This is a genomic window from Mesorhizobium sp. M8A.F.Ca.ET.161.01.1.1 (assembly GCF_004792105.1).
GTDB lineage: Bacteria > Pseudomonadota > Alphaproteobacteria > Rhizobiales > Rhizobiaceae > Mesorhizobium.
In genome coordinates this window covers 56,140-67,887 of sequence record NZ_SRTD01000005.1, presented here as the reverse complement: position 1 = coordinate 67,887, position 11,748 = coordinate 56,140, and the positions used below count along the sequence as shown (strand labels likewise).

Genomic DNA, 11,748 nt, shown 5'->3' with positions numbered 1-11,748 from the left:
GCAATGTTGGCGATTGGCGAAATCGCCGATGACAGCCAATCTCCCCCCAAGCGGGGGAGATGTCCGGCAGGACAGAGGGGGGCGCCGTAGAGCATTCATCTTCGGATCATACAGCCAACTACTTGCTCATCACCGCCAGCCATTCATCCACCCAGGCCTTGCGGTTGGCCGCGACCTCGTCCGGGCTGAACAGCAGGGTCTTGGTCGGCTTGACCAGTTTGTCGAAGGCTGGGTTGAGCGGCTTGTCGGTCTTGCCGGCCGGGAACATCCAGTTGGTCTCGGGGATGGCGTCCTGGAATTTCGGTCCGGTCATGAAGGCCATGAATTTTTCCGCCAGCGGGTTCTTGGCTCCGGTCGTGGTGATGCCGGCGACCTCGATCTGCAGATACTCGCCCTCTTCGAAAGACGCCGCCTGGTAACGCTCGGTGTTCTCGGCGACCATATGGTAGGCCGGGGAGGTGGTGTAGGAAAGCACCATCGGCGCCTCGCCCTTGGTGAACAGGCCATAGGCCTCGCTCCAGCCCGGCGTCACGGTCAGCACCTTGGTCTTGAGCTTGGCCCAGGCCTCCGGCGCCTTATCGCCATAGACCGACTTCACCCAGAGCAGCAGGCCGAGACCGGGCGTCGAGGTGCGCGGGTCCTGGATGACGATCTTGTCGTCGGCGCTGCCCTCGACCAGCTCCTTCAAGCTTTTCGGCGGCGACTTCAGCTTTTGCGTATCGTAGACGACGGCGAAATAGCCGTAGTCGAAGGGAACAAAAGTATCGTCGCTCCAGCCGCCCGGCACGTTGACATCGCTCACCGCGCCATGCGGCGCGAACAGGCCGGAGGCCTTGGCATCGGCGGTGAGATTGGTGTCGAGGCCGAGCACGATGTCGGCCTTGGTCGAAGCGCCTTCCAGCTTGACGCGGTTGAGCAGCGCCACGCCGTCGGCGACCGAGACGAACTCGACATCGCAGCCGCATTCGGCCTCGAATTCCTTCTTCACCACGGGGCCTGGACCCCAGTCGGCAGTGAAGCTCTCATAGGTGTAGACCGTGAGCTTGTCCTTGGCCAAGGCCGGCCCGGACAGCGTCACCGCCGTGGCTGCGATGAGAGAATATAAAAACGTGCGCATCGGCGCCTCCTTCGTTTGCGTTGAAAGGAATTGAGGCGTCGGACTGTCCGAAACGTCTAATCCCTCCGCCGGTACAAACCGGATCAGGTTCAGCGGGTTGGCGAGACTGCCTCTCAGCCGGCCCGCGAAATTCGCGTCCGGCACCCCGTTAGAGCGTTTCGACACATAGGCCCGGCGGGTGGGACACGCAAGTGGGAGTTTGCCGCCTTCCGTTTCCCGTGCCGGGCTGGTAAGGCGACGGGATATGAGCACATTCACCATCCTGCTTGGCGGCGATCTCCTCCGCACGCCCCGGCTCGACCGCCAGGTCGAAGGCTCGCGCGTGATCGCCGCCGACGCCGGCATCGGTCATGCGCGGATGCTGGGCCTCGTGCCGGAATTGTGGGTCGGTGATTTCGATTCGGTTCCGGCCGATCTGCCCGCCCATCTCGCCGCCGTGCCCCAGCAAACCTTCCCGACGGAAAAGGACAAGACCGACGGCGAACTGGCAATCGCGGCCGCACTGGAGCGTGGAGCGACCCGCCTTGCGCTGGCGGGCGCCTTCGGCGGCAAGCGCGCCGATCACGCCTTTCTGCATCTGGCGCTTGGCCTGCGGCTGGCCGAGGCCGGAACGGATGTGCTTTTGACCAGCGGCGCCCAGGAGGGTGTCCCCTTGCTCAACGGCAGGGCCAGCTTCGATTATGCCGACGGCACGCTATTTTCTATTCTCGGCTTTTCCGAACTCTCCGGCCTGACCGTCACCGGCGCCAAATGGCCGCTCGACAAGGTCGAGGTGGCTTTCGGATCGTCGCTGACCATTTCCAACGAGGTCAAGGGCCGCCTCGACATCGCGCTCGGCCACGGCCGCGCGCTGCTGCTCGCCCATCCCTATCCATTGCCCGAAAGCTGACATGGCCCCGCCCCTTCTCAATCTCGACGGGATAAGACTGACTTTTGGCGGCACGCCGCTGCTCGATGGCGCCGCCCTGACCGCGTCGACCGGCGACAAGATCGCGCTGGTCGGCCGCAACGGGTCCGGCAAGTCGACGCTGCTCAAGATCGCCGCCGGCCTGATCGAACCGCAGGACGGCGAGGTGTTCCGCCAGCCTTCGGCAACGGTGCGTTACCTGCCCCAGATGCCCGACATGGACGGCTTTGCCAATGTGCGGGCCTATGTCGAGGCCGGACTCGGCCCGGCCGACGATCCCTACCGCGCCAGCTATCTGATGGAGCATCTCGGCCTGTCAGGCGAGGAGCGGCCGGCAGACCTGTCCGGCGGCGAGGCCAGGCGCGCCGCCCTTGCCCGCGTCATGGCGCCGGAGCCCGACATCCTGCTTCTTGATGAGCCGACTAACCATCTTGATCTGTCGGTGATCGAATGGCTGGAAGAGGAACTCGTCCGGACTTCCTCGGCGCTCATCGTGATCTCGCACGACCGCCGCTTCCTCGAGCGTGTGTCGCGTGCCACCGTCTGGCTCGACCGTGGCCAGACCCGCCGGTTGGACAAGGGCTTTGGCCATTTCGAGGAATGGCGCGACCTCGTGCTGGAGGAGGAAGAGCGCGAGCAGCACAAGCTCGGCCGCCAGATCGTGCGCGAGGAGCACTGGCTGCGCTACGGCGTGACGGCACGGCGCAAGCGCAACATGCGACGTCTCGGCGAACTGCAGACCATGCGCCAGCGCTTTCGCGGCCATCGCGGCGCCGAGGGCACCGCGACAATGGTGGCCAGCGACGCGGCCGAATCCGGCAAGCTGGTGATCGAGGCGAAAAACATAGAGAAGAGCTTTGGCGACCTCACCGTCGTCAAGGGGTTCTCGACCCGCATCCAGCGCGGTGACCGCGTCGGCCTCGTCGGACCGAACGGCGCCGGCAAGACGACGCTTCTGAAGATGCTGACCGGCGAATTGGCGCCGGACGCTGGTTCGATACGGCTCGGCACGAATCTGGAGATCGCCACGCTCGACCAGAAGCGCGAGGCGGTCGACCCGCAGGAGACGCTGGCGCAATATCTCACCGACGGGCGCGGCGAGAACCTGGTCATCAATGGCGAGCAGCGCCATGTCGTCTCCTACATGAAGGATTTTCTGTTCAAGCCGGAGCAGGCGCGCACGCCGGTGCGCGAGCTGTCCGGCGGCGAGCGAGCGCGGCTGATCCTGGCGCGCGTGCTGGCGCGCCCGGCGAACCTGCTGGTACTTGATGAGCCGACCAACGATCTCGACATGGAGACGCTGGAACTGCTGCAGGAACTGGTCGCCGGGTTCGCCGGCACCGTCATCCTGGTCAGCCACGATCGCGATTTCCTCGACCGCACCGTCACCAGCGTCATCGCGCCGGACGGTGGTGGCCGCTGGATTGAATATGCCGGCGGCTATTCCGACATGCTGGCGCAGCGCGGCGGCACCCGGCTCGACGACCGCAAGGCGCGCGCCAAGGCAGACGCCGGCGACGCGCCGACCACCAAGGCAGAACCTGCCGTAGCAAAAGGGCCGGCCAAAAAACTGTCGTTCAAGCAGAAGTTCGCGCTGGACTCCTTGCCCAAGAAGATCGAGGCCGTGACAGCGTCGATCTCGCGGCTGGAAAACAACATCTCCGACCCGGCCTATTACGAGCGCGACCCGGCCTCGTTCCAGAAGACCATCGCCGCCCTCGACAAGGAGCGCGCCACCTTGGCCGCATTGGAAGAGGAATGGCTGGAACTGGAGATGCTGCGGGAAGAGATGGAAGGGTAGGTTCCGCCCGCGATCGGGGCAGCTTGATTTTATTGCCTTCCATATCGGAATGCGCATATATTATGCGCATGTCGCGGAGGCCCACCATGCGTAAGATTGCCTTGAATGCGGTCCGTCAGCCAGCAAATCTGTCGATCGACTCAAATCTCATGCGGGAAGCCAAAGGGCTTGATGTGAATGTCTCGCGCGCCGCGGAGGCCGGCATCGCGGAAGCGGTGGCGGCCGAAAAAACGCGGCTATGGAAGCTAGAGAACCGCGCCACGATGGAGTCGTGGAACGACTACATCGAGAAACATGGCGTCCCGTTGGAAGAGTACCGGCAGTTCTGATGCCCCGCTATGATGTCTTCGCCGGTCGCGTCGAAGGCAACTATTTGCTCGACGTTCAATCCGATCTGCTCGACAATTTCAGGACGCGGGTAGTCGTCCCCCTTCTGCCGTTCGCAACGGTGCCGCCGCCGATGCGAAAGCTTCATCCGATCTTCGACATCAACGGCCGGAAGCTGGTTATGGCGACACACCTGATTGCTACCGTTCCGGCAAGCGAATTGGGTGAAAGTCGGCTGAACTTGACGAAACATCACGACGAGATCGTCGCCGCGCTCGACATGCTGTTCCAGGGTTTCTGATCGAAGGCCGCCGTTACGCCGTCTGCTCAGCCCGCCGTTTTCGCTTGCCAGGCCTTGATCGCCTCGTCGAACACCTTCTCGCCGGGAATGCCCTTTTCCATGGTCAGCAATGCCCGCCGTCCGGTCTTGTAGACGACCGGTACGTCGATCCAGTCCTGGCCGCGCAGCAAGGTCATGTTGGCGTCTTCATCGGCCTTGGTGTCGTTGAGCGCGACCAGGAAGAAGCCGTCGGCGATCTTGGCCGGGATGCCGATCAGCGGGCTGCCGGCATCCTGTTCCGAGCTCTTCATGGCGACCCGCAGTATGTTGTCGACGCCGCCGCCCTCGAAGCCGTCGGGCGTCAGGAAGATCATCTCGATGATATGGCTCGCCGGCAGGGTCTGGTCGGTGTTGCGGCGGATGGTCATGCGCAACTGGATGTCCTTGCCGGGAATGGTCGCCTCGGCACGGATCGCAGGCTCTGGCGGCAGGTCGCCGCCGGGCGATTCCTGCACCAGCGACCAGACGATGCTGCCGGGCTCGGCCGAACCCTGCGCGGTGCTGGTGCGCTCCTCGTAGAAGATCGCCTTCTGGCCGACCGGAACCGAGCTTTGCGCCGCAGCCGCGGCCGGAGCCGGAGCCGCCGGAGCGGCGCCCGCCGGCGCGGGCGGCGGCGTGGCGGCGGCATCGGCCGGCGCCGCGGGCGCGGTTCCGTTGGCGGGTGGTGTCGTGGGCGGGGTGCCCGCCGCAGGCGTGGTCGCAGCAGGCGCGCCTGCCGCGGGCGTGGCGGCAGCGGGCGTATTGGCAGCCGGCGCGGGAACCGCCGGCGCGGCCGTGGCCGGCGCATTCGTTGCCGTTGGCGGCGTCGTCAGCGCGGCGACGGATTCACCCTCGCCTATGCCGCTTTGTCCACCGCCCGGGCCGGGATCGGTTTCGCCGCCTTCAGGCGTCAGCCGCTGCGTGAATTTCGTGCCTTCGGCGCCGGTCGCGGGCGCCGGTGGCGTGGCCGCGGCATCGGTCGCCGGCTTGGCCGGCGCCGTTTTCACCGGTTCGGTCTTGGCAACAACCTTGCTGCCGCCCAGGCCCAGCATCTTGCCGAAGGCATCCTTGTTCAGCCAGATGCCGTAACCGCCGCCGGCAACGACCAGCAACGCGACGACGGCGGCGATCAGTCCGCCATAGCCGCGCCTGCGTTCAGCTGGGCGCAAACGCTCGAAAGTGTCGGCGCCCGCCGGCGCTTCGTCATTGGCAAAGACATCGTCCTGGTCGTCGTCCCGATCCGCGTCCATTCCCGGCAAGGTCTTCTCCGAAAAGTCCGGAGCGGGCTGGACCGGCGTCGACCTTTGCCAGGCTGGCTCGACCTTGACCGCTGGAGCAGGCCGGTTGGGTTCGGGGTTCGCCACGGGCTGCGCCGGCTTGTACGGCTCCGGGCTGGCCGCGACAGGCGCCTGCCGATACGGGGACGGAGCGGGAATCGATTCGGCCTTGGCCGGCTGCTTGACGTGGCTCGACTGGTTCTTGTTGCGGTCGATGGAGGAAAAGATGTGCTCCAGTTCCGCGAGCGGGTCCGTCTCCGGCACACTCTTGACGTAGTCCCGCTCGACGCCGGCAATGGCGTCGTCCAGCGAGCGTTTCTGCTTGTCTATGGCCTCGGGAGCCAGCGGCGGCGAATATTCCGCAAGCTTCTTCGCCAGCATGGCGCGAACGCTGTTATAGATGCGCGCACGCTTCTCGGGCGTCTCGTCGCCGTGCTTCTCGAACGCGTTTTTCAGAACAGCAACGAAATCTGCCATGCTTCAGTCGACCTGTAGTTTGCCTCCGCGCCGGCCCCCGCAAATCAGCCGCGATGCCCGGAAAGGCTTCAGAAACTAGTCTTGAAACGGATCGGTCACAAGTATCGTGTCGTCCCGTTCCGGGCTGGTGGAGAGGAGTGCGACCGGCGCGCCGATCAACTCCTCTATGTACCGGACATATTTGACCGCCTGGGCCGGTAGATCGTTCCAGCTGCGCGCGCCGGCGGTGGTGCCTTTCCAGCCTTCCAGCGTTTCGTAGATGGGTTCCACGCGGGCCTGCGCGCCCTGGCTTGCCGGCAGATAGTCGATCGTCTCGCCGTCGAGCCTGTAGCCGGTACAGACCTTGATCTCGTCCAGCCCGTCGAGCACGTCGAGCTTGGTCAGCGCGATGCCCTTGATGCCGTTGACGGCAACCGCCTGGCGCACCAGCACCGCGTCGAACCAGCCGCAGCGGCGCTTGCGCCCGGTGACGACACCGAATTCATGGCCGCGCGTGCCGAGGAACTCGCCGATCTCGTTCTTCTGCTCGGTCGGGAACGGACCTTCGCCGACCCGCGTGGTGTAGGCCTTGGTGATGCCGAGCACGTAGCCGATGGCGCCCGGACCGACGCCGGAGCCGGCGGCCGCCTGTCCGGCGACCGTGTTGGACGAGGTCACGAACGGATAGGTGCCGTGGTCGATGTCGAGCAGCGTGCCTTGCGCGCCCTCGAACAGGATGCGCTCGCCGGCGCGGCGCTTGTCGTCGAGCACCTTCCAGACGCGGTCCATGTAGGGGAGGATGTCGTTCGCGACCGAGGTCAATTCCTGCATGATCGCGTCATGCGCGACTTCGCCATGGCCGAGCCCGCGACGCAGCGCATTGTGGTGCGTCAGCAGCCTGTCGACCTTCAGGGGCAAAGTTTCCAAATCCGCCAGATCCATCACCCGAACCGCGCGGCGGCCCACCTTGTCCTCGTAGGCGGGGCCGATCCCGCGCCGGGTCGTGCCAATCTTCGTTCCGGAATTCGAAGCGGCATCCTCGCGGAATCCGTCCAGCTCCCGGTGTACGGACAGGATAAGCGCCGTGTTTTCGGCTATTTTCAGGCGATCCGGCGTCACGTCCACGCCTTGGCCCTTCAGTTTCTCCACTTCGGCGACGAAAGCATGCGGATCGAAGACCACGCCATTGCCGATGATGGACAGCTTGCCTTCCCGCACGACGCCGGAAGGCAGCAGCGACAGCTTGTAGACCTTGCCGTCGACGACCAGCGTGTGGCCGGCATTGTGGCCGCCCTGGAAACGCACGACGACATCGGCGCGCTCCGACAGCCAGTCGACGATCTTGCCCTTGCCTTCGTCGCCCCACTGCGAGCCGACGACCACCACATTGGCCATGTTTCTTTTCCCTTGAGACGCCGCAGCGCGGCTTGGATATGGTTCGAAACGACAGGCCTCTATAGCGTCAAGACCTCGCGAGTGCGACCTTTCTTTGCCGCCGAAAACGCCCTGAGGCACAACAATTTTCGGCTTTGACATCATTTACTTGGGCTGACGGGGGCAATAGGCCGGCAAACACTGCGGCCCATCCCGCGGCCGGAAGCCCGCGATGCATCGAAGCGCCTACATGTTCCTGCTGCTCACCACCTTGCTGTGGGGCGGCAATTCGGTGGCCGGCAAGCTGGCGGTCGACCACGTCTCGCCGATGACGCTGGTCTTCCTTCGCTGGATGCTGGCCGTGGCGATCCTGCTGCCGATCGGCTGGCGCACGATCCAGGAGGATTGGCCTGTCGTGCGCAGGCACTGGTTCGTGCTGGCGGCGCTGGGCGCCAGCGGCTTCACCCTGTTCAACACCATTTTCTACACCGCGCTCAATTACACCACGGCAATCAATGTCTCTATCGAGCAGGCGGCGATGCCGATCCTGATCATGACAGCCAATTTCGTTTTCTTCCGCCTGCGCGTGAGCTGGGCGCAGATCGCCGGCGTGGTGCTGACCATCTTCGGCGTCATCCTGACGGCCTGCCATGGCGATCCACGCCGGCTGCTGACGCTGGAACTCAATTTCGGCGACGCCATCATGCTGGTCGCGGTCGTCCTCTACAGCGGCTATTCGGTCGGGTTGCGGCTGAAGCCGGCGATGCGCTGGCAGAGCCTGATGCTGGCCATGTCGTTCGCGGCACTCATCACCTCGTTGCCCTTTTTCCTGTGGGAGGCCGCCGCCGGCAAGGTGATCGTGCCCGATGCGCGCGGCTGGACGGTCATCGTCTATACGGCGATCGGCGCTTCGGTGATCTCGCAGATAACCTATATCAGGGGCAACGAGCTGATCGGCGCCAACCGCGCCGGCCTGTTCATCAATCTGGTGCCGATCTTCGGCACGCTGCTTTCGGTGCTGATCGTCGGCGAGACTTTCCAGCTCTACCAGGCGCTGGCGCTGGTCCTCGTTCTGGGGGGCATCTGGCTCGCCGAATACAGCGGACGAAAGACGATGCTGAACCGCCGATAGAGCCGCCGTCAGTCAATCGTTTGGCTTCCGCAACGATATCGAAATCCAGCCCGGAATGCAGGCTACGGCACCAATTCCTTGCGCACCGCCGCGATATCGTCGGACGAGACCGCCGGCGCGGAATTGCCCCAGCTGCCGCGCACATAGGTCAGCACGTCGGCGATTTCCTGGTCCTTCAGCCGCCATGCCAGCGAGGGCATCGAAGGCGTGGTCGGAGCACCAGTCGTGTGCACTGCCTGGCTTCCGGCAAGAACGACGCGCGCAAGCGTCTCGGGATTGCCCTGCGCGACGATGGAATTGCCGACGAGGGTGGGGAACAACGCGCCGGCCCCGGCGCCGTCGCCGCCATGGCAGGCCGAACAATTGTCACGGTAGATCGCCTCGCCCGCCACCATCCGCGCTTCGTCGGGCTTGGGCGCCTGCGCACTGCCGGTGTCCGACCCCAGGTTCTTGAGATAGACGGCCACGGCCTTTAGGTCGGGATCCGTCATTTTGGAGGTCGAGTTCTCGATCGCCTCGGCCATCGGACCGGACGCGATCGAATGCGCGTTGACGCCGGTCTTGAGGTAAGCGACCACATCCTCTTGCGACCATTTGCCAATGCCGGATTGAGCATTGTTGGTGATGTCGGGGGCGAACCAGCCCTGCAGCGACGCCCCTTGCAGGAAGCTGGAGTCCTGATCGGCGCCCAGGAAGGATTTGGGCGTATGGCAGGTCCCGCAGTGCCCGGCCCCCTGGACGATATAGGCGCCGCGATTCCACTCCGCCGACTTGGAGGGATCGGCCTGGAAGCTCGCCTCGCTGAAGTTCAGGAGATTCCAGCCCCACATCGCCAGCCGGATGTTCAACGGGAACGGCAACTGGTTGGCCTCGACCTTGTTCGCGACCGGCTCGACCGTGGTCATGTAGGCCCACAGGTCAGAGATGTCCTGCTCGGTCATCCTGGTATAGGCGGGATACGGCATGGCGGGATAGAGCCGCACGCCATCGTGGCCGACGCCCGTCTTCATCATGTTGCGGAAATCGATCTCCGACCAATTGCCGATGCCCGTCTCGTGGTCGGGCGTGATGTTGGGCGGCACCAGTGCGCCGAAGGGCGTTTCGAGCGGCAGGCCGCCGGCCAGCGGCTTGCCCCCCGGCCTCGTATGACAGCCCGCGCAATCGCCGAGCACCGCCTGGTATTGGCCGCGGATGATCTGGTCCGCCTGATCGGCGGCAAGTGCAGGCGTGATCGCCAGCAGGGCCGCGCCGGCGCCGGCAGCGAGCGTCCTCATGCCTGCACCAACGGGGCGCCGGGATTGCGAAGATAATGATTGCGGATGCCGTCAGCGGCGCGGTAGGCGAGCGCGCCGACCGTTCCGGTCGGATTCTTGCCGGCATTCTGCGGAAAGGCCGACGCGCCGATGACGAAGACGTTGGGCACATCCCAGCTTTGCAGGAAGGTGTTGACCGCGCTCTTCTTCGGGTCGGTTCCCATGATGGCGCCGCCAGTATTGTGGGTGCTTTGATATGGGACGCTGTCCCAGCCCTTTTTGCGACGGCCGACATTGTATTGCTTGCCGCCAAGCGTCTTGGCAATTTCCTCCATCCGGTCGCAGAGGTAATTCGACATCCTGATATCGTTGTCGGGAAAATCGAAGGTCATGCGCATAAGCGGCCGGCCGAAGCGATCCTTGTAGGTCGGGTCGAGGTCGAGGTAGTTGGTGCGTATCGCGTAGCTGCTGCCCTGCGAGGAGAAGCCGAGCGTGCTTTTGTAGCCCGCGACGGTCGCCTTCTTCCAGGCGCTGCCCCACTTCGGCGTGCCCGGCAGCGTCGGCCGGGTCCCAATGGGACGTCCATTGGTGGGGATGCAGTTTATGCCCGCGCCGCCGACGAAATCGAGCCCGCCGTGGTCGAAGGCGTCGCCATTATAGTCGTCGATCGTCTGACCGAGCGCGCCCGCGGCAATGAACGGATTGAAGTTCTTGTCATCGAAGAACACCTGCACGCCGGCGTTGGTCTGGTAGCAGTAGTTGCGGCCGACCGTGCCCTCGCCGGTAGCGGGATCATAGATCCTGCCGATGCCCGACAGCATCATCAGCCGGGCATTGTGCAGGCCGTAGGCGCACAGAAGCACGAGATCGGCCGGCTGGAAGAATTCCTGTCCCGACGTATCGACATAGGTTACGCCGCGCGCCGACTTGCCGCCGGCGGCAAGATCGACATGCAGCACCTCGCTGTCGGTCCGGACCTCGAAATTGGCCTTCTTCATCAGGACGGGAAGGATGGTGGTCTGGGCGCTGGATTTGGAATAGTTGGCGCAGCCGAACCGCTCGCAGAATCCGCAATAGGTGCACTGCCCCATGGTGATGCCGAGCGGATTGACATAGGTCCGTGACATGTTGGCGGACGGTGTCGGGAACGGGTGCAATCCCATGGACCGGCCGGCATTGGCGAACAGGGTCGGCGCGTAGGTCATCTCCATCGGCGGGTTCGGATAGTCCCGCGACCTCGGATCCTCGAACGGATTGCCGCCTTCCTGTAGCTGCCCCTTGATGTTGCCGGCTTTGCCCGAGATGCCCGCCAGATATTCGAACTGGTCGTAATAAGGCTCCATCTCGGCGCCGGTCACGCCCCAGTCCTCGACCTGGAGATCGGCGATCCGTGCCGCGCCATACCTCTTGGTCAGGTTGGTCTTGATCTGAAAATCCGAATCCCAGAACCGCCAGGTGTGGCCGTTCCAGTGCACCCCGGCGCCACCGACACCGTTGCCTGGCAGGAACGAGCCGAAATCGCGCATCGGCAGCGCCGTCTGCGACGGGTCGTTGCGCATGGTCAGCGTTTCCACGGCAGGCTGCAGGAACAGGTCGCGCCGCACGCTGTAGCGCAACTCGTCCTGTGCGTAGCCGATGTTGAAATCGGTTGCCGTATCGCGCCAGGGACCACGCTCGATGGCCAGAACGTCCAGGCCCTGATCGGTGAGTTCATGCGCAAGGATGGACCCTGTCCAGCCGAGGCCGACGATCACGACATCCTTGCGAGGCAGTATCGTCGTCATG

The 11,748-nt window shown here is 64.4% G+C and carries 10 protein-coding genes and 1 riboswitch; of the genes, 5 read left to right on the top strand and 5 right to left on the bottom strand.

What is annotated here, in order from left to right; translation table 11 throughout:
* Positions 1 to 118: 118 nt before the first annotated feature.
* Positions 119 to 1,117 (bottom strand): thiamine ABC transporter substrate binding subunit, encoded by a 999-nt coding sequence (thiB, locus tag EN804_RS14515; RefSeq protein WP_135919945.1) that lies wholly within the window; start codon positions 1,115 to 1,117, stop codon positions 119 to 121.
* Positions 1,118 to 1,160: 43 nt separating this feature from the next.
* A riboswitch (TPP riboswitch) is annotated at positions 1,161 to 1,275 on the bottom strand.
* An 86-nt stretch (positions 1,276 to 1,361) separates the two neighbouring features.
* Here thiB and EN804_RS14510 point away from each other — a divergent pair.
* The 4 genes from EN804_RS14510 to EN804_RS14495 all read left to right on the top strand — a co-directional run bounded on the left by EN804_RS14510 (position 1,362) and on the right by EN804_RS14495 (position 4,453).
* The gene (locus EN804_RS14510) at positions 1,362 to 2,006 is read left to right on the top strand and encodes a thiamine diphosphokinase (protein WP_135919943.1); all 645 of its coding nucleotides are present in this window, start codon (positions 1,362 to 1,364) and stop codon (positions 2,004 to 2,006) included.
* Position 2,007: 1 nt separating this feature from the next.
* A complete protein-coding gene (locus tag EN804_RS14505) occupies positions 2,008 to 3,825 on the top strand; it encodes an ABC-F family ATP-binding cassette domain-containing protein (RefSeq protein WP_135919941.1) in 1,818 nt (605 codons plus the stop codon).
* Between the two features lie 86 nt (positions 3,826 to 3,911).
* Complete coding sequence (locus tag EN804_RS14500) at positions 3,912 to 4,154, top strand: type II toxin-antitoxin system CcdA family antitoxin (RefSeq protein ID WP_127279502.1); 243 nt, start codon at positions 3,912 to 3,914, stop codon at positions 4,152 to 4,154.
* Complete coding sequence (locus EN804_RS14495) at positions 4,154 to 4,453, top strand: CcdB family protein (protein WP_127279501.1); 300 nt, start codon at positions 4,154 to 4,156, stop codon at positions 4,451 to 4,453. Before EN804_RS14500 ends, EN804_RS14495 begins: the two co-directional genes overlap by 1 nt.
* 26 nt (positions 4,454 to 4,479) lie before the next feature.
* Here the strand turns inward: EN804_RS14495 and EN804_RS14490 are convergent, their stop codons facing one another.
* Both EN804_RS14490 and EN804_RS14485 read right to left on the bottom strand, forming a co-directional pair.
* Positions 4,480 to 6,225, bottom strand: coding sequence for a hypothetical protein (locus tag EN804_RS14490; RefSeq protein WP_135919939.1), 1,746 nt, complete (start codon positions 6,223 to 6,225; stop codon positions 4,480 to 4,482).
* Positions 6,226 to 6,300: 75 nt separating this feature from the next.
* Entirely contained in the window at positions 6,301 to 7,599 is a 1,299-nt protein-coding gene (locus EN804_RS14485) for an adenylosuccinate synthase (protein ID WP_135919937.1), read from the bottom strand.
* 211 nt (positions 7,600 to 7,810) lie between these two features.
* On the opposite strand from EN804_RS14485, the gene EN804_RS14480 reads away from it, so the two are divergent.
* Positions 7,811 to 8,710: a DMT family transporter gene (locus EN804_RS14480; RefSeq protein ID WP_135919935.1), complete on the top strand. Its 900-nt coding sequence runs from the start codon at positions 7,811 to 7,813 to the stop codon at positions 8,708 to 8,710.
* A gap of 62 nt (positions 8,711 to 8,772) precedes the next feature.
* Here EN804_RS14480 and EN804_RS14475 read toward each other — a convergent pair whose 3' ends face one another.
* Both EN804_RS14475 and EN804_RS14470 read right to left on the bottom strand, forming a co-directional pair.
* Positions 8,773 to 9,984 carry a cytochrome c gene (locus tag EN804_RS14475; protein ID WP_135919933.1) on the bottom strand — a complete coding sequence of 404 codons (1,212 nt, stop codon included), beginning with the start codon at positions 9,982 to 9,984 and terminating at the stop codon, positions 8,773 to 8,775.
* The gene (locus tag EN804_RS14470) at positions 9,981 to 11,747 is read right to left on the bottom strand and encodes a GMC family oxidoreductase (RefSeq protein ID WP_127279676.1); all 1,767 of its coding nucleotides are present in this window, start codon (positions 11,745 to 11,747) and stop codon (positions 9,981 to 9,983) included. Before EN804_RS14470 ends, EN804_RS14475 begins: the two co-directional genes overlap by 4 nt.
* Between the last annotated feature and the right edge of the window lies 1 nt (position 11,748).